The organism is Microbulbifer pacificus (assembly GCF_033723955.1).
Lineage (GTDB): Bacteria > Pseudomonadota > Gammaproteobacteria > Pseudomonadales > Cellvibrionaceae > Microbulbifer > Microbulbifer pacificus.
In genome coordinates this window covers 1,322,501-1,347,779 of the sequence record NZ_CP137555.1, presented here as the reverse complement: position 1 = coordinate 1,347,779, position 25,279 = coordinate 1,322,501, and the positions used below count along the sequence as shown (strand labels likewise).

General features: G+C 56.9%; 18 protein-coding genes (1 of these 18 only partly in view). 13 read left to right on the top strand and 5 right to left on the bottom strand.

The window, feature by feature from the left end:
* The 4 genes from R5R33_RS06030 (at window position 1) to R5R33_RS06015 (ending at window position 5,252) form a co-directional block, all read left to right on the top strand.
* Window positions 1–1,083 carry a PilW family protein gene (locus R5R33_RS06030; RefSeq protein WP_318955704.1) on the top strand — a complete coding sequence of 361 codons (1,083 nt, stop codon included), beginning with the start codon at window positions 1–3 and terminating at the stop codon, window positions 1,081–1,083.
* Window positions 1,083–1,634 carry a pilus assembly PilX family protein gene (locus R5R33_RS06025; RefSeq protein WP_318955138.1) on the top strand — a complete coding sequence of 184 codons (552 nt, stop codon included), beginning with the start codon at window positions 1,083–1,085 and terminating at the stop codon, window positions 1,632–1,634. Before R5R33_RS06030 ends, R5R33_RS06025 begins: the two co-directional genes overlap by 1 nt.
* Before the next feature lie 9 nt (window positions 1,635–1,643).
* Window positions 1,644–4,721, top strand: a complete 3,078-nt coding sequence (locus tag R5R33_RS06020) for a PilC/PilY family type IV pilus protein (protein ID WP_318955137.1) — start codon at window positions 1,644–1,646, stop codon at window positions 4,719–4,721.
* A 75-nt stretch (window positions 4,722–4,796) separates the two neighbouring features.
* A complete protein-coding gene (locus R5R33_RS06015) occupies window positions 4,797–5,252 on the top strand; it encodes a type IV pilin protein (protein WP_318955136.1) in 456 nt (151 codons plus the stop codon).
* Between the two features lies 1 nt (window position 5,253).
* Here R5R33_RS06015 and R5R33_RS06010 read toward each other — a convergent pair whose 3' ends face one another.
* The 3 genes from R5R33_RS06010 to R5R33_RS06000 form a co-directional block, all read right to left on the bottom strand.
* Complete coding sequence (locus R5R33_RS06010; protein WP_318955135.1) at window positions 5,254–5,823, bottom strand: GspH/FimT family protein; 570 nt, start codon at window positions 5,821–5,823, stop codon at window positions 5,254–5,256.
* Window positions 5,824–5,920: 97 nt separating this feature from the next.
* On the bottom strand, window positions 5,921–7,339 hold the full coding sequence (locus R5R33_RS06005) for a sigma-54-dependent transcriptional regulator (RefSeq protein ID WP_318955134.1): 1,419 nt from the start codon (window positions 7,337–7,339) through the stop codon (window positions 5,921–5,923).
* A gap of 44 nt (window positions 7,340–7,383) precedes the next feature.
* Window positions 7,384–9,063 carry a sensor histidine kinase gene (locus tag R5R33_RS06000; RefSeq protein ID WP_318955133.1) on the bottom strand — a complete coding sequence of 560 codons (1,680 nt, stop codon included), beginning with the start codon at window positions 9,061–9,063 and terminating at the stop codon, window positions 7,384–7,386.
* 102 nt (window positions 9,064–9,165) lie between these two features.
* Between R5R33_RS06000 and R5R33_RS05995 the strand changes: the two genes are divergently transcribed.
* Window positions 9,166–10,794 (top strand): NAD+ synthase, encoded by a 1,629-nt coding sequence (locus R5R33_RS05995; RefSeq protein ID WP_318955132.1) that lies wholly within the window; start codon window positions 9,166–9,168, stop codon window positions 10,792–10,794.
* A gap of 93 nt (window positions 10,795–10,887) precedes the next feature.
* Here R5R33_RS05995 and R5R33_RS05990 read toward each other — a convergent pair whose 3' ends face one another.
* Window positions 10,888–11,832, bottom strand: a complete 945-nt coding sequence (locus R5R33_RS05990; protein WP_318955131.1) for an outer membrane protein assembly factor BamD — start codon at window positions 11,830–11,832, stop codon at window positions 10,888–10,890.
* 124 nt (window positions 11,833–11,956) lie between these two features.
* Here R5R33_RS05990 and rluD point away from each other — a divergent pair, with 124 nt between their 5' ends.
* The 5 genes from rluD to R5R33_RS05965 all read left to right on the top strand — a co-directional run bounded on the left by rluD (window position 11,957) and on the right by R5R33_RS05965 (window position 20,941).
* Entirely contained in the window at window positions 11,957–12,922 is a 966-nt protein-coding gene (rluD, locus tag R5R33_RS05985; protein ID WP_318955130.1) for a 23S rRNA pseudouridine(1911/1915/1917) synthase RluD, read from the top strand.
* Window positions 12,923–12,957: 35 nt separating this feature from the next.
* Window positions 12,958–13,719 (top strand): peptidoglycan editing factor PgeF, encoded by a 762-nt coding sequence (pgeF, locus tag R5R33_RS05980; RefSeq protein ID WP_318955129.1) that lies wholly within the window; start codon window positions 12,958–12,960, stop codon window positions 13,717–13,719.
* A 212-nt stretch (window positions 13,720–13,931) separates the two neighbouring features.
* Window positions 13,932–16,538, top strand: coding sequence for an ATP-dependent chaperone ClpB (gene clpB, locus R5R33_RS05975; RefSeq protein WP_318955128.1), 2,607 nt, complete (start codon window positions 13,932–13,934; stop codon window positions 16,536–16,538).
* A gap of 57 nt (window positions 16,539–16,595) precedes the next feature.
* A complete protein-coding gene (locus R5R33_RS05970) occupies window positions 16,596–17,795 on the top strand; it encodes an efflux RND transporter periplasmic adaptor subunit (protein ID WP_318955127.1) in 1,200 nt (399 codons plus the stop codon).
* Between the two features lie 29 nt (window positions 17,796–17,824).
* The gene (locus R5R33_RS05965) at window positions 17,825–20,941 is read left to right on the top strand and encodes an efflux RND transporter permease subunit (RefSeq protein WP_318955126.1); all 3,117 of its coding nucleotides are present in this window, start codon (window positions 17,825–17,827) and stop codon (window positions 20,939–20,941) included.
* 8 nt (window positions 20,942–20,949) lie between these two features.
* Here R5R33_RS05965 and R5R33_RS05960 read toward each other — a convergent pair whose 3' ends face one another.
* Window positions 20,950–21,447, bottom strand: a complete 498-nt coding sequence (locus tag R5R33_RS05960) for a DUF4124 domain-containing protein (RefSeq protein WP_318955125.1) — start codon at window positions 21,445–21,447, stop codon at window positions 20,950–20,952.
* A 576-nt stretch (window positions 21,448–22,023) separates the two neighbouring features.
* On the opposite strand from R5R33_RS05960, the gene R5R33_RS05955 reads away from it, so the two are divergent.
* From R5R33_RS05955 to ilvC, 3 genes are all read left to right on the top strand, one after another.
* Window positions 22,024–23,760: an acetolactate synthase 3 large subunit gene (locus R5R33_RS05955; RefSeq protein WP_318955124.1), complete on the top strand. Its 1,737-nt coding sequence runs from the start codon at window positions 22,024–22,026 to the stop codon at window positions 23,758–23,760.
* A gap of 15 nt (window positions 23,761–23,775) precedes the next feature.
* Window positions 23,776–24,267 (top strand): acetolactate synthase small subunit, encoded by a 492-nt coding sequence (ilvN, locus tag R5R33_RS05950; protein WP_318955123.1) that lies wholly within the window; start codon window positions 23,776–23,778, stop codon window positions 24,265–24,267.
* Window positions 24,268–24,350: 83 nt separating this feature from the next.
* Window positions 24,351–25,279, top strand: the 5' portion of a protein-coding gene (gene ilvC / locus R5R33_RS05945; protein WP_318955122.1) for a ketol-acid reductoisomerase. 97 nt of this gene lie beyond the right edge of the window; only the first 929 of its 1,026 coding nucleotides appear in the window; it begins with the start codon at window positions 24,351–24,353; the stop codon falls past the right edge of the window.

Below are 25,279 nucleotides of genomic sequence, written 5' to 3'. Positions count from 1 at the left end.
ATGAAACCTTTTGCGAAACAGCGCGGGCTCTCCCTAATCGAATTGATGATCGCTCTGGTGCTCAGTGCGACGCTGTTGTGGGGAGTTTTACAAATATTTGATGGCAATCGCAATACGATGCAAATGCAGACAGCGTTTGCGCGAGTGCAGGAAAGCGGCCGTTTCGCCACTGACCTGCTGACCAAAGAAATTCGCATGGCGGATTACTGGGGTTGTGCGCCGGACAAAGACAGTATCCAAAACCATCTCGATCCAGCTGATCCGGACTACAGCGGCTCATCTGCCAAGGAGTTGTACGACCAAATCGGTGCGGATGGTGTGAGCGGTATCGACAATGCCAGTGGTATTAAGCTGGGTGCGATCGATGTTCTCGATGGTACCGATACCCTGACGCTTCGTGGAGCCGATGATGCCTGTGCTGGAACCGGGCGTATGGTGCCTAGTATCCAGGCCGCTGCCCTACACGTGAGTGCCCAGTGCGATGTACATCCAGGGGATATTGTGCTGCTGACGAATTGCCAGAGTGGCGAACTGATGACCATCACCTCGGTGCAGGGCGAGGGCGGCTGTAACACCACTGGTGGTGATAGCAATTCTAACTCCGATAAAAAGACGATCACTCACAATACTGGCAGCTGTAATCTCGTCGGTGCAGTCAACAACGCCACGAAAGCTTTGCAGAGAGAGTACGGCGCCGATGCGCGAATTCTAAAACCCTACCAAAAAACCTATTTTGTGGCCGCCAGTAGCGTCAGTGGAGAGTTTTCACTTTACGTTACCGAAACAGGTAGTGCTGCCATGGAGCTGGTTCCGGGCGTTGAAGATATGCAGGTTTTTTACGGGCGCGACACTGATGACGATGAGGTAGTGGACACCTGGAGCTCATCCGCAGGGTTGTCGGCGGCACAAATGGAGCAGGTAATTGCGATCAAGGTACAACTTGTGGCGGCGAGTGACAGCAATGTTCGGGCTGATGGCTTTGATGTAATTGACCTGGATGGAGTAACCACGACTTACAGTGACGGTAAATTACGCAAGGTTTATCTAACTACGGCCAAGGTACGCAATCGGGGGCGGCTGTAATGAGAAAGCAATTACAGATATCGATTGCTCAACAGCGCGGCGCAGTGCTGGTCATTAGCTTGATTGTGCTGCTGGTACTGACGTTGATCGGCGTGTCGGCCGCACGGACGGTACAGTTGGAAGAAAAAATGACCTTCGCCTCGCGCGATGCGAAGGTGGCACTTGAGGTTGCCGAAGCATTGGTGAGAGCTGCCGAGGCAGAAGTAGAAGGAATGTCCAATACCGGTAACTTTGGCGTGGTCAGCTACCTGCATCCCGAGGGGGAAGGGCCCGACAGTTTGCTTGACTCTACAACATGGGATTCCGGGGATTCCACTGCGAAAGTGGTCAGCATGAAGAAGCCGGATGGAACGGCACTTTCCGGGCGCTACTACATCGAGCTTGCCGGCTTGGCCGATAAAGAAGACCCTGCTAACGACATTACCGTTGGTGGTTATGGGCAGACCACGGGCGGTGGTGAAATCAGGGTATTTCGTATCGTTGCCCAGGGGCGTGGGCTAACTGATACCACAACCCGCACCATCATCAGCCACTATGGCAAGCGCTTCTAGGATAGAAAAATGAACAATAAGCTGATTAAGAAATTCTCGCCGAAGCCGCTGCTGTATGGACTGTTTGGCTTTTCATTTGCGTATTCTACCTGTGTCAGTGCCGATCCGCTGACCCTGTCCAATGTGCCGTTACAGGCCACGGGTAAGGTGGAGCCGAATCTGATGATCCTGATGGATTCATCCGGCTCGATGGCTTGGGAAGTCGATTCCAATTCCAAGCCAGCAAACGAGGATGACAGCCGACTGGGTATTGCAAAAGTGGCCGCAACCACGGTGGTCAAGGGGCTTGGTGATTTGCGGGTCGGCCTGGCGCAATTTAACGGCTCAAGTGGCGCCAAAGTGCTAAAAGGTCTCACCAGTATTTCGGAGCCTGGTGTCAGGGATGACTTGATTACAAAAATTGAAGCGATCGACGCCGGTGGTAAAACTCCATTGGCTGAAGCCGTATCCGAACTCGGCCGCTATTATATCGAAGGATACCAGGGGGATGAGGTAACCATTCATCCTGGGCAAGCCGGTGAAGCCAACGTGTTGGCCAGTAGTGTGCTTTCCTATGAGCCAGCATACGCTTCAGCTGGGGATAAACCAACGACGTCAAATCCGGCGATTCAGCAGTATTGTCAAAAGAATTTTATTCTCACGTTGACCGACGGCCTTCCCACGGAGGATAAGGAGGTTAGCAGTACGCTGAAGGACTATGACGATGACTGCGCTGCCTCTGATGACGACGCCAGTTGTTTTTCCTACAGTGACGATGGTTCCGACTATTTAGATGATGTGGCAACAGCGCTTTACGACATCAATTGGCGCCCGTATCTGGTCGACCCGAAGAATTCCAGTCACAAGAATAATATTGTCAGCCACTTTATCGGCTTTGCCGATCCGGCGTTGGCAAATAATCAGTTATTGAAAAACGCGGGTGCGCAGGGTGGTGGCAGTTACAAATATGCCGACAGTGCGGCGACTTTGTTGAGCTCACTCAATGATGCGGTGAACGCGATTTCCAATTCCGTGGGCACCCAGGCATCGGTAGCTTTCAACTCCACCTCACTGGATATTGGTTCGGTCATCTATTCGGCCAAGTTCGATACCTCCGATTTCAGTGGCCGCCTCTATGCCCGTTCTCTGGATCCGGATACCGGGCGTATCGCCAGTACATTGTGGGAGGCGTCTGAAAAGCTGGCCGACGAATCCTCGAATAGTCGTGAAATCATTACCTACAGAGGCGGGAAGGGCGTGCCTTTTACCGCAACGGGGGTTGCAGTGGATGGGGACCCGTCCGCGATGGGCTCTTCCCACGAAGAGGATTTGAGTGTACTCGATACCACGGATAATACGACTGACACTTTGTCCGTTGACCGCCTGCAATATGTGCGGGGTAACACCGATAACGACACAAAAGGTGATTTCCGTCAGCGCGGTGCTTTCTCCTCTCTGCTCGATAACATGACCGGGCCCAAGCTGCTCGGTGACATAGTGCATTCAACCCCTATCTACGTGGGTAAGCCGGAGCTCAACTGGCCGTCGAGCTTTGGTGGAAATAAAAGCACAGAGACATACGATCAATTCAAGATCGACAAGGCGAGTCGCGACCCGATGGTCTACGTGGGGGCAAATGACGGCATGCTGCACGGCTTCAATGCCAAAACTGGCGAAGAAGAGTTTGCCTACCTTCCCGCGCTGGTCCTGAATAGTGACCGCTATAAAGGCCTCCACGCGTTTACCCACAAGGATTACCCGCATAACTATTATGTGGATCTGACGCCGACGGTATCCGATGTTTACATTGACCCGAATGGTAGTAAAAAAGATGAGTGGGTTTCGGTGTTGGTCGGCGGTCTGCGCGGCGGCGGTAAGGGTTATTTTGCGCTGAATATTACCGATCCAACCAAGTTCGACGAAGCCAATGCGGATCTGGTTTCCATGTGGGAATTTGATGGTGCCACAGACTCGGATTATCTAGGTTACTCATATTCCGAGGCACAAATCGCCAAGCTGAATAACGATGAGTGGGCCGTGATCTTCGGTAACGGCTATAACAGCAAGAACGGTATCGCTGGCTTATTTGTTGTTTACCTTGAGCGAGGGGTAGATGGCACCTGGGATGCGGGTGACTGGAAATTTATTTCTACCGGTGTTGGCACCGCTGATACAACAGTAAGACAGAATGGCCTGTCTTCCCCGCGTCTGATTGACCTGAATGGCGACCGCAAAGTAGACCGGGTGTATGCCGGCGACCTTATGGGGAATATGTGGTCTTTTGACCTGTCTGCTACTACGGATACTAGTTGGGGTATTTATGGAGGCAAGCCCCTATTTAGTTCAGATAGTAAAGCCGGTCAACCGAGTGCGGCTATCCTGTCCGCTCCCTTGGTTGCACGCAATACTGCTGTAACCAGCGCAAGTGGTGCTAATGTTTTGGTGATGTTCGGTACTGGTCAGTATTTAAACGGTGGTGACCTTACTGATAATAACGCAGGGGCCTTTTACGCTGTTTGGGATAACGGAACAACGGTGGCTGGTGCGTCCGTTGTTACTGATAACCTGGCCAACCAGATGTTAAAAACCGAAGGCGCCAATCGTGTTATCGATGACGAAAATAGTGTTGTTGTGGACTGGAGTAAACATAAAGGCTGGATGATGACTCTGGCAACAGGGAATGTCGAAAGTAGCGGATACGCCGGCGAGCGGATAATTTCGTCTCCATCGTTGCGACGTAACACGCTATTTTTCAGCACTGTCAGCCCGAACCCCCAGCCTTGTGCTTCTAGTGGTAGTGGCTACCTGATGAGTCTGGACTTCCGGACTGGGCAAGCTAATGATAAGGCCGTAGCGGATTTCAACAACGATGGAGAAATCAATGCCCAGGATCACGGGTATATCGGCAAGCAATTTGTTGCGTGTACAAAAAATTGCGGAGAGGATGGTGCTTCAGGCGGTGACCCAGGCATGCCGGGGCAATCGGGCTTTATTGGTGATGTGCGCTGTACCCCAGGTAGCAGTGGTGATGTGATCTGCGATGATATCGATGTGGGTAACGAGGAGCGCGAGGGGCGTTTGTCGTGGGAGGAATTCTCACCTAGGTAGCCCAACTTCCAGGTGCGATGTAAGTAAAAAGGGCCGTTTGCCACGGCCCTGATCAATTAATATATTGAGTTAATAATGAAACAACAGCGTGGTTTTACCCTAATCGAACTAATGATCGTGGTCGCAATTATTGCGATCTTGACCGCGGTGGCTTGGCCCTCGTATCAGAATCATGTTCGCTCCACAAATCGTGCCGATGCGCAGGGAGCGCTTTTAGGTCTGGCACAGGCAATGGAGCGGCATTTTACCGAAAATGGTACATATAAAGAGGCAGCTGCTGCTGACGCAGATACCGGTGCTCCGCAAATTTTCCCCACTGAGTCACCACTGGATGGTAACAACAAGGCCTATAACTTGATAATCACCGCTGCGGACGATTCATCCTACACATTGCAGGCTCAGCCCAAAGGTAGTCAGGCTGGAGATGGAGTTTTGCAGTTGTCATCCAGTGGCGAAAAGGTCTGGGACCGAGATGGAGATGGAAATCTGACAGAGGCAAGCGACCTTTGCTGGAACAAGACCTGTAGTTGATTTACTGACCAGCGGTGCAGGTAAGATTCTGGCCGCTTCCGTTTTCTACGATACCATCGCCGTTGCGGTCCTTGCCGAAATAAGGGCGACCGCTCGCATTTAGTACAATGATCCACCCGTTTGCCGCTGTATCTCCTGGTGGGCAAAATGAAAAATTTCCACTCTGTGAGCGCGTGCGACCATTCGGGCGGTACTGAAGGTAATTTTTATTGCCGAAACTGTTCCAGGTCAGCGATGCGCCATTTGGTAGTGCCGGTAATACTCGCTCAATCACATCATCGGTATCTCTGCTGCCGTCCCCGTTATTATCTATAAAAAGTATTGCTCCTTGCTCCCAGCTCGAATCGCAGGTATCTCCCACACCGCGAGGGCAGAGAGTATAAATTTTTCCGTAGCCGTACGCTTTTCCACGACCAAGTGCGATTAAGTCAAACAGATGGTGTCGGATGGATTCATAGCGATAGCGCTTAAAAAAATCGGCCATACCGGGAATTGCGATAGATGAAATTATGGCCAGTATCGCGAGAGCCAAGATTAGCTCTATCAAAGTGATTCCGCGTTGTATTTGCATGGTGTAAATTCCTTTTACAATTTACACCAGCATACAGATTGAGCTTCAAAAGCCAATCACACGGCATTACAGTACTTTCGTACTAAATGCCAGTTTTTTACTCTTCCATATTGAGCTTTTTCAGCCGGTAGCGCAGGGAGCGAAAACTGATTCCCAGCTTCTCCGCCGCTGCAGTCTTGTTCCCGCCGGTTTCACCGAGGGCGCTTTCAATCGCTTCCCGTTCGATGGATTGTAAGAAGTCATCCAGTGTTTCAAAGTCTGAAGAGGAAAACTGTCCGGGGTAAGCCGCAAGGAGAGTACCTGTGGATACACTGGGCGGAATCAATGGGGAAAGATCATTTTGCCTTGTGCCCGTATTGCAGGGAATTGGCGACGCCGCAGGAATGACAAGATCCCGCGCATAGAGTGTACTGCTCTCCCCCAGGGTGACAGCGCGCTCGAGTATATTTTCCAGCTCCCGCAGATTGCCCGGAAAGGAATAGGTCTGCAGGGCGAGGACGGCATCCTGGGATGCCTTTGCTGCCGCACCTCGGGATTCGCTGCTTATACGCCGCAACACATTGCGTGTTAACAGCGGGATATCTTCGCGTCTCTCGCGCAGTGGTGGTATGGCGAGTTCGATGACATTGATCAGATAGTAAAGGTCGCTGCGAAAACGGCCTGCGCGGACTTCGTCGGTGAGCGGTTTGCGTGAACCTGTCAGTATACGAATGTCCAGCTTTATATTTTCACCGGTGGCAGCAGAGCGAAAGCCTTTTTCCTGAATGGCGCGCAACAGTTTGACCTGAATATCCTGCGGCAGCTCTGTCACATCATCGAAGTAGAGAGTGCCGCCGTTTGCGGTCTGCAGCAGCCCCGAGGCACGCTCGGATTGTATCGGGCCGCCAAACAGCAGCGGCTCAAGTTGTTCGGCGGGGATGGTTGCGCAGTGCACCGGGACGAACGCGCGATTACAGCGGGGGCCCTGATCGTGGATGCACCTTGCGGCCAGTTCCTTGCCTGAGCCCGCCTCGCCGGTGATATGCACCGGTGCATCGCTGCGTGCAATTTTTTCAATCTGTACCCGGAGTGCCTGGATGGCATCCGACTGGCCTTGAAACAGCGCCGGGAATTCCTGGCGTGCCAGAAAGCGACCTTCGTTGAGGCGCAGTGCCAGCTGCACGAGGTTGCGCAGGCGCTCCAAATTGACGGGTTTACTAACAAAATCGAAAGCGCCGAGTTTGAGCGCGGCAATGGCCGTATCCATATTGCCGTGGGCGGTGATGACGGCGACCGGGAGTGCGCGATCGGCGGGTAGTTCCTGAATGGCTTCCACGACCTGCAGGCCGTCACCGTCCGGTAAGCGCATATCAGTGAGGCAGAAATCGTAATGTTTTTCCGCAAGGCGACGCCGCGCCTCGGCAACAGACATGGCGATATCCGCGCGCACGTCCATGCGTTGCAGGGTCATTGAAATCAGGTTGCAGATGTCGGGCTCGTCATCCACCACCAGGGCAATGGGTTGTCGGTCGGCCATAGCGATCGAGCTTATTGTTATCGAGCTTATTGGTTTAGTGGCTATCAGAAAATCTGTTCGGCGTGGGCAAATTCTACTCTGAAGCAGCTGCGGCTGTCTTGACCGCGACAGTAATAAAGATTGGCGCGATTGGATTCGCATAATTCTCTGGCGATATACAGCCCGAGGCCTGCGCCAGAGATTTCGGTAGTGAAAAATGGCTCGAACATCTGCTCTTTGTGCTCTTCGGGAACACCAGTGCCCAGATCGAGTACATCAAGCTCGGCGCACTCGCGCTCACGGTTGTAGCGGATCGCAAGTTCTGCATCGGCTCGCCCCGTGGCAATCCGTGAGTGTCGCACAGCATTGTTACAGAGATTGGTCACGACCTGCGCCATTTGGTCCGGGTCGAAACGTGCATACACCGATGCCGGGGGCAGGGTGAGGACAATTTCTGTTTGCTGTGCGGAACCGGCGCGGTAATCCTGCAGGAAGTCTTCCGCCCACCGGCACAAATCCATTCTTTGCGGTTCCGTTACACGGCGGCGCGAGAGCTGCATGACATTCTCTACAATCTGGTTTACCCGCTGGCTGTGGCGGCAGATGATTTCGGTCAGCTGTTTGTCTTCCCCTGAAATACCGGAGGACTCCCCCAGGAGTTCCGCGGCGTGACTGATGGCAGAGAGCGGGTTGCGTATTTCATGCGCAATGGAGCCGGTGAGACGCCCGAGCGAGGCGAGCTTCAGCTGCTGGGCCTGTTGCACCAGCTTGCGGTTGTCTTCAAGAAATACCAGCGAGCTGGTGCGGTTGTCGTTTGCCAGGGTAGTGATGCTTGCGCGCAGCTCGTTATGCCCGGCGCCCCTGATGATGCGGCTGTTTCTATCGGTCTTTGACTTCAGCGCATCCAGTGCCTTTTGCAGTTCCGCGCCCAGTTCACCGGCTTTCCCCCATTTCATTCCCAGTAACTGCTGCGCCGCGCGGTTGACCAGTTCCGGTCGGTTATCGCCGTCCAGCACCAGTACCCCGGTGCGCATCTGAGCAACAATCTGCTGGGTCAGCCGCTGCAGGTGCTGTGCCTGCCGGCGCTCCTGCTCTGCTTTCTGGTTGGCGAGGCGGATATGGGTGGAGAGATATTGCAGGGCGGTCACACAGGTAAACAGCAGGATACCGAGGCTTCCGGCGGAGACGATATCCTGGGTATCCGCGTGGCCCACCAGAATGCCGAACAGCTGTTGGCCGATGACCGCGATACTGGCAATCGCGGCCAGGAAGGCGCCCATGCGCCGGTCAAGCAACAGCGAACCTATGGCACAGGTCGTGAGCATCAGGTAGCCGACACCGGAATTGAGTCCGCCGCTGGCCTGAATCAGCAGCAGAAACGCGAGAATGTCGCTACCGAGAATGCTGCCGATGCGCAATGGGGTGGTCTGGAAGCCGCCCGGGTAGAGAAACAGCAGCCAGGCGACGGTGAGCACCGCATAGATAATGGCTGTATTCAGGTAGAGCGCGGGGTGCAGGGTGCCAACGGCTCCGCGGCTGATGCCCGAGGCGAACAGCCCGAGCAGTACCAAGGCGATGGCGACCCGGTACCAGGCGTAGATTTTCAGCAGGTCGCGCTGTCGCAGGCGCGGGCCATTGAGGGTGGAATATGGCTGAGCGGTGGCACTGCTGCGTGCTGCCGCATCTTGTGGCACTTTTTGCGGTACGTCTTTCGGCGCTGTGCTGGCCAGAGGGGGGCTGCTCACTTTTTATTCTCATTTGCGGGTGAGTGGGACTGTTTTCGGGCAGATGTTGTGCCCCCGGGTGGCGTGGCTACAATAGCCGCCTCAGTCCAACGGGGTAAAACGATGTCTACTTTGCAGCTAGTGCTGGCGCAAATCAATCTGCTGGTGGGGGATATCCCCGGCAATACCGACCAGGTGGTCGAGGTCGCCCGCAGAGCCCACCGCGAGCACGAGGCCGACCTGGTGCTGTTTCCGGAGCTGACCCTGTGCGGTTATCCACCGGAAGATTTGCTGCTGCGCCCCAGTATGCAAAAGCGCATCGACGCCGCGCTGGAAAAGCTCAAGCAGGCCGCGCTGCCCTGTGCGGTGCTGATCGGTTATCCGCGGGTAGTGGCTGGCCGGGTGCTCAACATGGCCGGGCTGATCCGGGATGGCGAACTGGTGGCGGAATACGCCAAGCAGAAGCTCCCCAACTACCAGGTGTTCGACGAGCTGCGCTACTTCGTGCCCGGGGACCAACCGTGTGTGGTGGATATAAAAGGTATTCCCACGGCCATCACCATCTGTGAGGACATCTGGCACCCGGAGCCGGTGGTACAGGCGGAGCGCGCGGGGGCCAAGTTGATGCTCAATATCAACGCGTCTCCCTTCCATCGCGGCAAGGCGGAGGAGCGCTTGGCGCTGCTGGGGCGCCAGGCCCAGGCGGGAAAAATGCCGATCGTCTACGTCAATACCGTGGGCGGCCAGGATGAACTGGTGTTCGACGGCGGCTCCTTCGCGGTGGACAAGCATGGCGAGCTGCGCGCGCGGGCGCCCGAGTTCGTGGAGAGCCTGTTGCCGGTGACCGTGCAGGTCGATGGCGACGACGTGTCCCTGGTGCAGGGCAATGACGCGGCACCCCTGGAGGAACTCGCCTCCGTGTATCAGGCGCTGGTGCTGGGAGTGCGCGACTATGTGAACAAGAATGGATTCAAGGGCGTAGTACTAGGGTTGTCCGGCGGTATCGACTCGGCCCTGACCCTGGCCATTGCGGTTGATGCACTGGGCCCGGATCGGGTGGAGGCGGTGATGATGCCGTTCCGCTACACCTCGGATCTGTCGAAGAATGACGCGGCGGATCAGGCCAAGCGCATGGGAATCCACTACCGCGTCATCAGCATCGAGGGTATTTTCGACGCGGCGATGACGGCGCTGGCGAGTGAGTTTGCCGGTAGCGAGCGCGATACCACCGAGGAAAACCTCCAGGCGCGCTCGCGCGGCATGCTGCTGATGGCCATCTCCAACAAGAAGGGCTTTATGGTGCTGACCACTGGCAACAAGAGCGAGATGTCTGTGGGCTACGCCACCCTGTACGGGGACATGGTTGGCGGCTACAACGCGCTGAAGGATGTGCCCAAGATTCTGGTCTACGAATTGTCCCGCTACCGCAACACGGTGTCCGATGTGATTCCGGAAACCGTTATCACCCGCGAGCCCAGTGCGGAGCTGGCGCCGGATCAGGTGGACTCCGACAGCCTGCCACCCTACGAGATACTGGATGAGATCCTGCGACAATATATCGATCTCGACCACAGTGCCGCGGATATCATCGCGCTGGGATTCGACAGTGAAACCGTGACGCGGGTGGTGCGATTGGTGGATCGCAATGAATACAAGCGCCGGCAGGCGGCCGTGGGGGTACGGATTTCCGAGCGCGGTTTCGGCCGTGACCGCCGATATCCCATCACCAATGGCTGGAAGGCCGGGGAGTAACCCCGGCAGATTGCGCAGGCAACGAGATTGCCCAAAACAAAAAGGCCCCGCTGCTTCCACAGCGGGGCCTTTTTGTTTGCCTGTCGCCGAGGCTTACAGCTCGGGCGGCAGCGGTGCCGTTTCCGGACGGTATTCGGCGTTGTAGATCTCGCGGCTGTCAAAGCCGCGCGGGTCGGACTTCTCGAACAGGCCGAGGGTCACGCGGTGGACCAGGCTGCGGCCCTTGGCACCGGCGTAGTATTTGTAGTTGAAGCTGCCGTCCTTCTCGAAGGCGGGATGGTCAGGGTAGTTGGTGCGCAGTACCTCGAGTGAAGTGTTCTCCAGCTGCGACATCTCCAGCAGGTGGTAGGACTGCACCATGACCGCCAGCGCGTCCGGCACCGCCGGGGTCTGCTGGAAGTTCTCCACCACAAAGCGGCCGCGGTTGGCAGAAGCCAGGTAGGCACCGCGCTTGAAGTAGTAGTTGGCCACGTTGATTTCGTAGCGCGCCAGCAGGTTGCGCAGGTGGATCATGCGCTTCTGCGCATCCGGGGCATAGCGGCTGTCGGGGTAGCGCGCCATCAGCTGGGCGAAATAAGCGAAGGATTCGCGGGCAGAGCCCGGATCGCGGCGGGTCATGTCTGTAGGCAGGAATCGCTCGAACAGACCGCTGCCCTCGGTGAAAGAGGCCAGCCCTTTCATGTAATAGGCGTAGTCCACATTGCGGTGCTGCGGGTGCAGGCGGATAAAACGGTCTGCCGCAGAGATGGCGGCGTCGTTCTGATAGTCGCGGTAGTAGGCGTAAATCAGCTCCAGCTGGGCCTGTTCGGCGTAGTTGCCGAAGGGAAAGTTGTCTTCCAGCGCCCGCAGGTTCTTGATCGCCATCTCCCACTGACTGGATCTGAGCTGCCGCTGTGCCGCTTCGTAGAAGGCCTGTTCGGTGCGATTGCCGGAGGGCAGGCCCTCTTCCTCTTCGTCGGTGCTGGCGCACGAGGCCACGAAAACCGCCAGCATTGCCAGTAACAGCGTTTTCCAGGCCTGCTTATTCCACGACTGCATTGCCCCTCGCTCTATCATTATTTGTCTCAACCTTATTAAACTAGCCGCCCAAAAATCACCGGGGGCTGAAGGGCAGCTATTTAACCACAGCGCCCCGCCAGCCCAAAGTATTAGACCCTCTCAGATGAGCAATCAAATACAACTCGATATCGAAGTCCCCGCGGAGTACGCCGGGCACAGGTTTGACCAGGCCGCAGCGGATTTGATCCCTGACTATTCCCGGGCGCGACTGCAGGCCTGGATAAAAGGCGGCCAACTCACCGTGGATGGCCGCACCGCCAAGCCCAAGGACAAGCTGTTTGGCGGTGAAAAGCTGAGCCTGCGCGCCGAACTGGAGCCTCAGGGTGAGTGGGTGGCACAGGATATGGCACTGGATATCGTCTATGAAGACGACGCCATCCTGGTCATCAACAAACCCGCCGGACTGGTGGTTCACCCCGCCGCCGGCAACCCGGACGGCACCCTGCTGAACGGCCTGCTGGCCCATTGCCCAGGGCAACAGAACATTCCCCGAGCCGGCATCGTGCACCGCCTGGACAAGGACACCAGCGGCCTGATGGTGGTGGCCAAGACCCTGCAAGCCCAGGCCGATCTGGTGGACCAGCTCAAGGAGCGCACGGTGACCCGTCTGTATGACGCGATAGTGCAGGGCAACCTGAGTGGCGGCGGCAAGGTAAATGCGCCGATGGGACGGCACCGTACCAACCGTCTGAAGATGGCAGTACTTAATCAGGGCGGTAAGGAAGCGATCACTCATTTCCGGCTGCAGGAGCGCTTCCGCGCACACACCCTGGTGCGCTGTCAGCTGGAAACTGGTCGCACCCACCAGATCCGTGTACATATGGCACATATCCGCCACCCTCTGGTGGGGGACACGCTTTATTGCACTCGCGGCAAACTGCCAACCGGTGCCGATCCGGAGCTTATTCGGGCACTGCAGCAATTCCCTCGCCAGGCCTTGCATGCGGCGGAGCTCGCACTGTTCCACCCGGAAACCGGTGAACCCATGCACTGGGTGAGGCCGATGCCGGAAGATATGCTGCACTTGTTGGCGCTACTGCGCGCGGACAGCGCCGCTCACCCGCTATAACGTTTACATACACCGCTTATTGCACAGGACATCCCATGGCTGCCGATCACTACCTCAAGCCCGACTGGCCCGCTCCTGCCGGGGTGCACGCCTTTGTCACTCTGCGCCGCGGCGGTCAAAGTACCGGCGGCTATGAGGCGTTCAATCTGGCGGACCATGTGGGGGATGCGCCGGAAGCGGTAGCGGCGAATCGCGCACAGCTCAAGCGGGAGCTGAATCTGCCCAGCGAGCCCCAGTGGCTGGAGCAGATTCACAGTGACAAGGCGGTGGTCGCCCACAGCGATGGCATGGTTCGTACCGCGGATGCGAGTTACACCAGTGAAGCGGGTGTCGTGTGTGCGGTGATGACCGCGGACTGTCTGCCACTGCTGGTGTGCAATCGCGAAGGTTCCGAAGTGGCGGCCATTCATGCGGGCTGGCGCGGGCTGACCGGCGGGGTGATCCGCGAGACCATTCGCGCCATGGGGAGTGCGCCGGAAGATCTGCTGGTGTGGCTCGGCCCGGCCATCGGCCCTGAGGCATTCGAGTGCGGGGTGGATGTGCTGGAGGCGGCATTCGAGTCGTCCATGAGCGAGGCCCATGCGGAGGCCATTGCCAGATGTTTCGTGCCCCATTCTCAAAAGCCGCTGCATTTCCTGGCGGATATCTATGCCCTTGGGCGTGCGGAGCTTGCGGAGTTGGGGGTGACCCAGGTTTTTGGTGGTGACCGCTGTACCGTTACCGAGGATTCTGAGTTTTTCTCTTATCGTCGCGATAGGGATACCGGGCGCATGGCTACTTTAATCTGGTTCGAGTGATCCCTGATTATTCTTCTTAAGCAGGTCCAGTGCTTGGCCGCCACCGGACCAACTTAAGATCCTATTGATCTCGATCAAGCGCGTTAAGCTTGAAAACCCGCCGAGAGCCCGCAAATTACTGATCAGCACTAGACTGTATTCGTCATTGCATTACCGCGCGTCGTCTCTTTTCTTGTCCGGCGCGTCAATGATCAGGAGAGGGTATAAGCACAATGCGCATCGATCGGATGACCAACCCACTGCAGGCCGCTATTGCCGACGCACAATCCATCGCCGTTGGCCGCGACCACAACCAGATTTATCCCGAACATTTATTGCAGGCGCTGTTGGATCAATCCAATGGCAGTACCACCGCGTTTTTGAACCAGGCCGGCTTCAATATTAACGGCCTGCGCAATGACTTGGCCAAACGCCTCGACCACCTGCCCACCGTCAGCACTCCCACCGGCGATGTAGGCATGTCGCAGGAGCTGATGCGCCTGTTCAACCTGGCGGATAAAAAGGCCCAGAAAAATGGCGACAGTTATATCGCCAGCGAAACCGTATTGCTCGCCGCCTTCGACCCCGCCGCCGGTGAAGTGTCGAAAATCCTGAATGCCCACGGTGATCTAAAACACCTGCAGGATGCCATTACCAAAGTGCGCGGTAGCGAAAAGGTCAATGACCCGCAGGCCGAAGAGGCGCGTCAGGCGCTCGACAAATACACCATGGATTTAACCGCCCGCGCCGAGGCGGGCAAGCTCGACCCGGTGATCGGCCGTGACGATGAAATTCGCCGCACCATCCAGGTGCTGCAGCGCCGCACCAAGAACAACCCGGTGCTAATCGGCGAACCCGGCGTGGGTAAGACCGCCATCGTCGAGGGCCTCGCCCAACGTATCGTCAATGGCGAGGTGCCGGAGGGACTGAAAGACAAACGTCTGCTGTCGCTGGACTTGGGCTCGCTGTTGGCAGGAGCGAAATTCCGCGGTGAGTTCGAGGAGCGCCTGAAGGCGGTGCTGAACGAACTGTCCAAGCAGGAAGGACGCGTCATCCTGTTTATCGACGAGCTGCACACCATGGTCGGCGCGGGTAAGGCCGAGGGCGCGATGGATGCGGGCAATATGCTGAAGCCCGCACTGGCCCGCGGTGAGTTGCACTGCGTTGGCGCGACCACGCTCAACGAATACCGCCAGTACATCGAAAAGGATGCGGCGCTGGAGCGGCGTTTCCAGAAGGTGCTGGTCGATGAACCCACCGAAGAGGACACCATTGCCATCCTGCGCGGATTGAAGGAGCGCTATGAAGTCCACCACGGTGTGGACATTACCGACTCCGCAATCATTGCCGCCACCAAACTGTCCCAGCGCTACATCACCGACCGCCAGCTGCCGGACAAGGCCATCGACCTGATCGACGAGGCCGCGAGCCGTATCCGTATGGAAATCGACTCCAAGCCGGAGGAGATGGACAAACTCGAGCGCCGCCTGATCCAGCTCAAGATCGAGCGCGAAGCGGTTAAAAAAGACAAGGACGACGAAGCCGCGAAAAAGCGCCTGCAGAAGCTGGAAGAGGATATCGACAAGATCGAGAAAGAGTACGCGGACCTGGAGGAAATCTGGAAAGCGGAAAAAGCCAAGCTCGCCGGCAGTGCGGATATCAAGAACAAGCTGGAACAGGCCAAGCTGGATATGGACGCTGCGCGCCGCGCCGGCGATCTCACCCGCATGTCGGAAATCCAATACGGTGTGATTCCGCAGCTGGAAAAGCAGCTGAAGATTGCCTCGGATACCTCCGATACCAGTGAAAACCAGTTGCTGCGCAACCGCGTTACCGATGAGGAAGTGGCGGAGGTGGTTTCCCGCTGGACCGGAATCCCGGTATCGAAAATGCTGGAAGGCGAGCGCGAAAAGCTGCTGAAGATGGAAGATGCGCTGCACCACCGCGTTATCGGTCAGGATGAGGCGGTGGAAGCCGTGTCGAACGCGGTGCGCCGCTCCCGCGCTGGGTTGTCCGACCCCAATCGCCCGAACGGTTCCTTCCTGTTCCTCGGTCCCACCGGTGTGGGCAAGACCGAACTGTGCAAGGCGCTGGCGGGTTTCCTGTTCGATACCGAAGACGCCATGGTGCGCATCGACATGTCGGAGTTTATGGAGAAGCACTCTGTTGCCCGCCTGATTGGTGCTCCACCCGGCTATGTCGGTTACGAGGAGGGCGGCTATCTCACCGAAGCGGTGCGGCGCCGACCCTACTCTGTGCTGCTGCTGGATGAGGTGGAAAAGGCACACCCGGATGTGTTCAACATCCTGCTGCAGGTGCTGGAAGATGGTCGACTCACCGACGGCCAGGGTCGCACGGTCGATTTCCGTAACACCGTGGTGGTGATGACCTCTAACCTTGGATCGGACCTGATCCAGAAGTATGCCAGCGCGCGTGATGACGACGAGATCGACAGTGAGATCCACTATCGTCAGATGAAAGCCGCGGTAATGAATGTGGTGGGCGAGCATTTCCGACCGGAACTGATCAACCGTATCGACGAGGTGGTGGTATTCCACCCGCTGAATCGTGCGGAAGTCCGCTCCATTGCCGAAATCCAGCTGCAGAACCTGCGCAAACGCCTGGCGGATCGCGATCTGAAACTGGACGTTTCCGAGGAACTGTTGAACAAGCTGGCAGACGTCGGTTTCGATCCCGTCTACGGCGCGCGCCCGCTGAAACGCGCCATCCAGATGTGGCTGGAAAACCCGCTGGCCCAGGATGTACTCTCCGGAAAATTTGCCCCCGGCGATACTATCCACGCGACACTGGAAGGAGACAAAGCGGTATTCAACAGGTAGCACCGTATCGGTAGTACCTGAGTCCCACGGATGGGCAGGTTTCAATGGAATTGATGTATGACACTGGCAAGGCAGCTGTTTAACCGGCGCATGTTGTGGATGCTGCTGGGCTGCCTTGTCGTGTTTGGCGGTATCTTTGGCTTCAAATTTTTCGGCCGCTACATGATGAACCAGCATATGGACAACATGTCGCTGCCGCCCGCCACCGTCACCACCGCCCGCGTTGAACAGCAGCGCTGGCAGACCCGACTCAGTGCCGTAGGCAGCCTGCGCGCGGTGAATGGTGTCAACGTCACCACCCAAGCCCAGGGCGAAGTCAAAGCCATTTATTTTGAATCCGGCCAATCGGTCGACAGGGGCGCGGTGCTGGCAGAGCTCGCTGCGGCGCCGGAAACCGCGCAGATCGAAGTGCTGGAAGCGGAGCACCGGCTGGCGGAGCGTGACTACAAACGGATTGCCGAACTGTATAAAAAAGGTGTGGCCACGCTGCGGGAACTGGATCAGGCCCAGGCCATTCTCGATCAGGTCGTTGCCAATCTCAGCGTGCAGCGCGCCACCATCAATGAACGCATCATCACCGCGCCTTTCTCCGGCCAGCTGGGCATACGCCAGGTCGACCTCGGGCAGAATGTGGCGCCCGGAGATGCGGTGGTTTCCCTGCAGCAACTGCAGCCCATCTTTGTGGATTTCTCGCTATCGGAGCGGGATTTTTCCCGGGTCAGGGAGGGGCAGGGCGTTGAACTCACCGCAGCGGCCATCCCCGAACAGGTTTTCCAGGGGCGCATCACTGCCATAGATCCTGCCATCGATCCACGCAATCGCACTTTCCTCCTGCAGGCGACACTGGAGAATGCCAAGCGCAAGCTGCGCCCCGGTATGTTTGCCGATGTCGCGGTAAAGGTGGAGAAATTTCGCAGCGTGCTGGTGGTACCCCGCACTGCCATCAGTTTTGCGCCTTATGGCAATGCCGTATTTGTGATCCGAAAATCGCAGAACAAAGATCAGCAACGAGGCCGAGGAGGTCAGAAAGACGGAAAGGGTGCGCAGCCCCAGCCGCAACCAGAGTGGGTCGCGGTCAAGCGCTTTGTAAAGACCGGCGAGGAGCGTGGTGACCTGATTGAGATTATCGAAGGTGTACAGGCGGGGGAGCAGGTGGCGACGACCGGTCTGTTGAAACTGCGCAACGAGGGCGGAGTCATCATCAACAATGACAACCCGCCACCGGATCAATTGGCCCCCAAACCCGACAACAGTTAGCGCATGAACATCGCAGGCAGGGACGCCGGGTGAAATTTACCGATATCTTCATTCACAAACCGGTGTTGGCCTGCGTGGTCAGCCTGTTTATTTTCCTGCTGGGGCTGCGTTCCAGTTCCGAATTGAACGTACGCCAGTATCCAAAACTGGAAAATGCGGTGATCACCGTGAGCACCGTGTACGTGGGGGCGGATTCGGATCTGGTACAGGGGTTTATCACCACACCGCTGGAGCAGGAAATCGCCAGCGCCGATGGCCTCGACTACATCGTCTCTACCAGTATTCAGGGCATTTCTGTAATCCAGGCCTATGTGCGTCTGGATTACGACCCCAACGAAGTGCTCACCCAGGTGGTAGCCAAGGTCAACAAACTGCGCAACGAATTGCCACTGGAATCGGAAGACTCCACGGTGGATCTGGCGGTAGGGCAAACCATTGCCGCCATGTACCTGTCCTTTTCCTCGGAGATTCTCACTAACAACCAGATCACCGACTACATCACCCGCGTGGTGCAGCCCAAACTGTCCACCATTGCCGGTGTACAACGCGCGCGGCTGCTGGGCAATCGTACCTTCGCCATGCGTATATGGCTGAAGCCGGCCGAGATGGCGGCGCAGGGGGTGACGGCCGGGGATATCACCAGTGCGTTGCGCCAGAATAATGTACTGGCTGCCGTGGGCAGTACCAAGGGTACGCGAGTAGCAATGGATATCCGCGCGGATACGGATATCTTTTCTGAGTATGCATTTCGCAAGCTGGTGGTGCGCGCCGATGGCGATCAGTTGGTGCGCCTGGAGGATGTGGCGGAGGTCGAGCTGGGGTCGGAATCTTACGACACCTCGGTCACCTTTAATGGGCGTTCGGCAACCTTTGTCGCGGTGGAAGTGGCGCCGGATGCGAACACACTGGATGTGATTGCGGATGTGCGTGACAAGCTGGATGGTGAAATTTTCCCGCAATTACCGGAAGGCATGCTGGGGGAAATTCCTTACGACAGCACCGAATATATCCAGGATTCCATCAACGAGGTGGTGAAAACCATTGTCGAGGCGGTGCTGATCGTCATTCTGGTCATCTACCTTTTTCTCGGCTCCCTGCGCAGCGTAATCATCCCGGCGGTTGCGGTACCCCTGTCCATGGTGGGGGCGCTGTTCCTGATGTTGTTGATGGGCTTCTCCATCAACCTGTTGACCCTGCTGGCGATGGTGCTCGCCATCGGCATTGTGGTGGACGATGCAATTATCGTGCTGGAAAACGTCCACCGACATATTGAAGAGGGCATGACGCCACAGGATGCGGCCATAAAAGGCGCGCGCGAGTTGGCCTGGCCCATCGTGGCCATGACCACCACACTGATCGCCGTGTATCTCCCGATTGGTTTTCTCGGCGGGCTCACCGGCACGCTGTTCGTGGAGTTTGCGTTTTCACTTGCTGGTGCGGTGCTGCTTTCCGGTGTGGTGGCGCTGACCCTGTCGCCGATGATGGCGGCAAAGGTGTTGCGGGCGAAGGACGGGGAGCGCAGCAACCGCCTCGAGGTCTGGCTGTCGCGGCAGTTGCATCGGCTGGAGACAGGGTACGCGCGGTGGCTGCATCGGGCTCTGGATGAACGGCTGGTGATTCTAGTCTTCGGTTTGATCGTGCTGGTGAGTTGCTATTTTTTGTTTGCCACCTCGCCCAGTGAGCTTGAGCCCAAGGAGGATCGCGGTTTCGTACTTGGTATCGCCAGTGGTGATTCGTTTGCCACGCTGGATTACATGGAGCAGTACACCGAGGAAATCAACGGTGTGCGCGACCGGCACCCGGAGGTGGAGAACCTGTTTTTGTTGAATGGCGTGGGGGGCGTTGGCAACAGCAGTAACAGTGCTATTGCCGGCTTCGTGCTGTCGTCCTGGAATAAGCGCGACAAGAATACCCAGGAAATGCAGGCGGTGATCAACGATGAGGTTTCGCAGATCGCCGGTCTGAAAATTGCCACCTTTGTCCCGCCCAGTCTGCCGACAGCGGGGGGGCGGTTGCCGGTAGAGTTTGTCATTGGCACCACCGAACCGGTCTCCACCCTGGCGAGCTTTGCCGATGACATCATGGGGCGGGCGCTGGCCAGCAAGCGGTTTATCTTTCTCGACGCGGATCTGAAACTGGATAAACCGCGGTTATCGGTGGTCATTGACCGGGACAAGGCGGCCTCCATCGGTGTCACCATGGCCGACCTGGCCCGGGAACTCGGGGGGATGCTGTCGGGGGGCTATACCAATCGCTTTTCTCTGGAAAACCGCAGCTACAAGGTGATCCCACAGGTGGTGCGCGCGGAGCGCCTCACCGGCGATCAGTTGGAGCAGTATTACATCCGCGCCGGGGACGGCACCCTTGTGCCGCTATCTACGTTGGTACGACTGGAGGAAACGGTAGAGCCCCAACAATTGAAGCGGTTCCAGCAATTAAACGCGGTGACCATTGCCGGGGTCCCGCGCCCCGGGGTGCCCCTCGGTGAGGCGCTGGGTATTCTAGAAAATGCGGCGAAGGAGATTTTGCCGCGAGAATATTCCACGGACTATTCGGGGCAGTCGCGGCAGTTCAAAAATGAGGGCTCTGACCTACTGGTGACTTTTTTCTTCGCCCTGATCGTGATCTATCTGGTGCTGGCGGCCCAGTTCGAATCCTGGCGGGACCCGTTGATCATGCTGGTTACCGTGCCCATGAGTGTATGCGGGGCGATGATCTTCGTGAGTCTCGGTCTCACCACCCTGAATATCTATACCCAGGTGGGATTGGTCACCCTGATCGGTGTGATCTCCAAGCACGGCATTTTGATCGTGGAATTTGCCAACCAGTTGCAGTTGCAGGGCAGGAGTAAGCGAGAGGCCATCGAGGAGGCATCCAGTATCCGCCTGCGACCCATACTGATGACCACCGCTTCGCTGGTGCTCGCCATGGTCCCGCTGCTTATTGCCGCGGGGCCCGGCGGCGGGGCGCGTTTTGCCATGGGGCTTGTGGTGGCCTCGGGAATGACCATCGGCACCATGTTTACCCTGTTTGTGGTGCCGGCAATGTATCTATTGTTGGGACGGGATTATGCGCGGGAGAAGCGGAGCGAGAGTTCTGTGAGTGAGGGAGCGGCGGGCACTGGAGGCCCACCGGCAACAGAGTAATTCCGGTCTTAACAGTCGTTCTGCAGCAGGTCTTTGGTCTGCCGGATACGCTGCTGGCGCTCTTCCTCTGGAAGCACGCGGTAGTTTCCTTTTGCATCCACTTCGCGCACCCGTGGGCGCGACTGGAGTTCCTGCAGGCGGGCCTGGGCATTGCGACAACGCAGATCGCGGGCTGCCATCTCTGCGGCACGGGCATCCGCTTGCTTTGCCGATTGATCTTCGTCGGTTTTCGACTGCGATGCGGGTGTACTTTCCGAATTGTCGCTATCACCCGCTTCTGCGCCAGTGGCCAGTTTGCGCTCGGCTACCAGTGCATTCTGCTCCTGCTGCCACTGCTTAAAGCGGTCGGACTTGGGTGGCTTGACGACTTCCACCTGTTCCTGCTTCGGCGGTTGCGAGCCAAAGTGTACTACCCCGTTTTCATCCACCCATTTGTAGATGCCGTCGGCCTGAACCGTTGCCGCCAATCCTATGCCGAGGACGAGGGTTGCGATGACGCTGCGCATGAAAGAACTGCCTTGTGTTGTTTTCTGTATTGTGCCCGCAGAGGCTAACACTACCGTATTGCGCGCAACTTGTAAGTCCCGATTGTAACGGGCTGCGGGGGATAACTCGCGACGAGGTTAACAGTTTGTTCTACAGGATCCAGGCTTAAAGTCTGAACTGTGCTCAAAACACTGCTCCATAATGGAGCAAAACTCTCATCTTCTATTGACACTCAAGGCTCAAGCTGGACAATTTGTTGTTCACTCGGCTAAGTAGATGCCACCACAACACCCCTGTGGTGCGCATGCGCTCTCCGGTGGGTTAAGCGCCCACCACCTCCTGTCGAGGAGGCCCTCCCCATCTGGAGGCCTTGGAACCTGCACCCCGGTATCTCTCTTATGATTTCTGCCGGTCGGGTTCCGCGCAATTTGGTGTTCCCGTGAAGCTATCCTAAAAAACGGGCTAAATCTGCGTTTAAGGCTGATATTTATCACGCTTTTCCTTTAGAATCGCCGTCTGGCTTTCGCGCTATATGGTTTTCTGTGGCCTGTGGATGATGCAGGTCCTAAGAATTGGGAAATTTTGAGGGGGCTCAAGTGGAATTACTCTCCGGCGGCGATATGTTGGTTCGCGCGCTGCAGGATGAAGGGGTAGACCTGATATTCGGTTACCCCGGCGGTTCGGCACTGCATATTTACGATGCCATCTTTCGTCAGAAGGGCATCAAGCATGTGCTGGTGCGTCACGAACAGGGCGCCACGCACGCTGCGGACGGCTATGCCCGCGCTACCGGCAAGACCGGTGTGGTGCTGGTGACCTCCGGCCCCGGTGCCACCAATGCCATCACCGGCATCGCCACCGCCTACATGGATTCCATCCCGATGGTGGTGATTTCCGGTCAGGTGCCTTCCGACAAAATTGGTGAGGATGCATTCCAGGAAACCGACATGGTCGGTTGCTCGCGGCCGATCGTGAAGCACAGTTTCCTGGTCAAGAATGCAGAAGACATTCCTGAAGTCGTAAAGAAGGCTTTCTATATCGCTTCCACTGGCCGCCCCGGTCCGGTAGTGATCGATATCCCCAAGGATGTCACCAACCCGGTGGATCGTTTTCCGTACAAATATCCGGAAAAACTCCGCATGCGCTCCTATACCCCGGCGGGTAAAGGCCACACCGGCCAGATCCGCAAGGCGGTTGCGCTGCTGTTGTCCGCCAAGCGCCCGGTTATTTATGCCGGCGGTGGTGTGGTGCAGGGGGATGGTGCGGATCTGCTGACCGCGCTTGCGCAGTACCTGAACTTCCCGGTAACCAATACTCTGATGGGGCTCGGTGCCTATCCTGGTACCGACAAGCGCTTCCTCGGCATGCTCGGCATGCACGGTACCTTCGAGGCGAATACCGCAATGCATCACGCGGACGTGATTCTTGCGGTGGGCGCGCGCTTTGATGACCGGGTTACCAATACCCCAGGGAAATTTTGCCCCGGTGCCAAAGTTATCCACATCGATGTGGATCCTGCATCCATTTCCAAAACCATCACTGCCGATGTACCAATTGTGGGCACAGTGCAGTCTGTTTTGAAAGAAATGCTGGAAATGCTCAAGGCTTCCCGGGAAATGCCGGACCAGTCTGCCATTGTCGACTGGTGGCGCCAGATCGACGACTGGCGCGAGCGCCATGGTCTCTACACGGCCTCTCGTTACCGCACCGATGGCGACATGATCATGCCGCAGGAAGTGATCCGTGCGGTGCACGAGATAACCAAGGGGGATGCGTACGTAACCTCCGATGTCGGTCAGCACCAGATGTTTGCCGCGCAGTACTATCTGTTCGACAAGCCCCGTCGCTGGATCAACTCCGGTGGCCTCGGCACCATGGGTTTCGGCCTGCCGGCGGCACTGGGGGTGAAAATGGCATTCCCGGATTCCGAAGTTGTGTGCGTTACCGGGGAAGGCAGTATCCAGATGTGTATCCAGGAGCTGTCCACTGCGACCCAGTACCGTTTGCCGGTAAAGATTCTGTGTCTGAACAACCAGGCATTGGGTATGGTGAAGCAGTGGCAGGAAATGCAGTACGAAGGCCGTCTGTCCAACAGCGTGTATGAAGAGTCCCTGCCGGACTTCATCAAGCTGGCCGAAGCGTACGGCCATCTGGGTATGAAGATCGAGCATCGCGATGAGCTGCACGGCAAGCTGGCCGAGGCCTTCGCGATCAAGGATCGCACCGTGTTTATCGACGTTTACGTCGATCCGTCCGAGCACGTCTATCCCATGCAGGTAATGCCGAATGGCTCCATGCGGGATATGTGGCTCAGCAAGACGGAACGGACGTAAAGGGAGGTAGACAAAATGCGCAGAATCATTTCAGTTCTGATGGAGAACGAACCCGGTGCGTTGTCGCGGGTAGTGGGCCTGTTTTCCCAGCGAGGCTACAACATTGAAAGCCTCACTGTGGCGCCTACCGAGGATGCAACCCTGTCGCGTCTGACGCTGACCACCATTGGGGATGACCATAAGATCGAACAGATCACCAAGAATCTGAACAAGTTGATCGATGTGGTGAAGCTGGTGGACCTCACCGAAGGTTCGCACATTGAGCGCGAGTTGTTGCTGGTTAAAGTGCGTGCGACCGGTGCCCAGCGGGATGAAGTCAAACGCAGTGTGGATATCTTCCGCGGCCAGATCGTCGATGTCACCAGCAATATGTACACGGTACAGGTGGCCGGTACCAGCGACAAACTGGATGCTTTTTTACAGGCGCTGGGAGAGCACACCATTATGGAAGTGGTTCGCACCGGTGTCTCGGGAATCGCCCGCGGCGAGAAAGTTCTCAGTATTTGAACGTCGGACCCACAGTGAATTCATCTGTGCTGAAAAAGCAGCGCGGAATGACCTTTTAAAGTACTTAAAGCAGGAAGTAAGTTATGCACGTTTATTACGATAAAGATTGTGACCTCTCTCTGATCAAGTCCAAAACTGTTGCCATCGTAGGCTATGGTTCCCAGGGGCATGCCCATGCGAACAACCTGAAAGATTCCGGTGTGAATAATGTGGTTGTCGGTCTGCGCAAGGGTTCCGCATCCTGGGCAAAGGCTGAGAAGGCTGGTCTGCGTGTTGCTGAAGTGGCCGACGCGGTTAAAGATGCCGACGTGGTGATGATCCTGACCCCGGATGAATACCAGGCTGCGGTTTACCGCGAGCAGGTCGCTCCGAACCTGAAAGCCGGCGCCGCCCTGGCGTTCGCGCACGGTTTTAACATCCACTTCGAACTGATCCAGCCGCCGCAAGACGTGGACGTGATCATGATCGCCCCGAAAGGCCCGGGTCACACCGTACGCTCTACCTACATGGAAGGGGGCGGTGTTCCGACCCTGATCGCCGTATACCAGAACGCCTCCGGCAACGCTAAAGAGTTGGCATTGTCCTATGCCTCCGCCAACGGCGGCGGTCGCTCTGGAATTATCGAAACCAACTTCCGCGAAGAAACCGAAACCGATCTGTTCGGTGAGCAGGCAGTACTCTGTGGTGGTGTTTCCGCGCTGGTGCAGGCTGGCTTCGAAACCCTGACCGAGGCGGGCTACGCACCAGAAATGGCGTACTTCGAATGTCTGCACGAGCTTAAGCTGATCGTCGACCTGATGTATCAGGGTGGCATCGCGGATATGCGCTACTCTATCTCCAATACTGCAGAGTACGGCGACTACGTCACCGGCCCGCGCATTGTTACCGAAGAAACCAAGGCAGAAATGAAACGCGTTCTGAAGGATATTCAGACCGGTAAATTCGCCAAAGACTTCATGCTGGAGTCCCTCGCAGGTCAGCCCCGCCTGAAAGCTGAGCGTCGCATTGGCAG

Coding starts and splice junctions, on each gene's coding strand:
- rluD (WP_318955130.1), top strand. CDS start 11,957: ATGAGCAATCAAATACAACTCGATATCGAAGTCCCCGCGGAGTACGCC.
- R5R33_RS06030 (WP_318955704.1), top strand. CDS start 1: ATGAAACCTTTTGCGAAACAGCGCGGGCTCTCCCTAATCGAATTGATG.
- R5R33_RS05970 (WP_318955127.1), top strand. CDS start 16,596: ATGACACTGGCAAGGCAGCTGTTTAACCGGCGCATGTTGTGGATGCTG.
- R5R33_RS06015 (WP_318955136.1), top strand. CDS start 4,797: ATGAAACAACAGCGTGGTTTTACCCTAATCGAACTAATGATCGTGGTC.
- clpB (WP_318955128.1), top strand. CDS start 13,932: ATGCGCATCGATCGGATGACCAACCCACTGCAGGCCGCTATTGCCGAC.
- R5R33_RS06010 (WP_318955135.1), bottom strand. CDS start 5,823: ATGCAAATACAACGCGGAATCACTTTGATAGAGCTAATCTTGGCTCTC.
- pgeF (WP_318955129.1), top strand. CDS start 12,958: ATGGCTGCCGATCACTACCTCAAGCCCGACTGGCCCGCTCCTGCCGGG.
- R5R33_RS05995 (WP_318955132.1), top strand. CDS start 9,166: ATGTCTACTTTGCAGCTAGTGCTGGCGCAAATCAATCTGCTGGTGGGG.
- R5R33_RS05990 (WP_318955131.1), bottom strand. CDS start 11,832: ATGCAGTCGTGGAATAAGCAGGCCTGGAAAACGCTGTTACTGGCAATG.
- ilvN (WP_318955123.1), top strand. CDS start 23,776: ATGCGCAGAATCATTTCAGTTCTGATGGAGAACGAACCCGGTGCGTTG.
- R5R33_RS06025 (WP_318955138.1), top strand. CDS start 1,083: ATGAGAAAGCAATTACAGATATCGATTGCTCAACAGCGCGGCGCAGTG.
- R5R33_RS05960 (WP_318955125.1), bottom strand. CDS start 21,447: ATGCGCAGCGTCATCGCAACCCTCGTCCTCGGCATAGGATTGGCGGCA.
- R5R33_RS06005 (WP_318955134.1), bottom strand. CDS start 7,339: ATGGCCGACCGACAACCCATTGCCCTGGTGGTGGATGACGAGCCCGAC.
- R5R33_RS06020 (WP_318955137.1), top strand. CDS start 1,644: ATGAACAATAAGCTGATTAAGAAATTCTCGCCGAAGCCGCTGCTGTAT.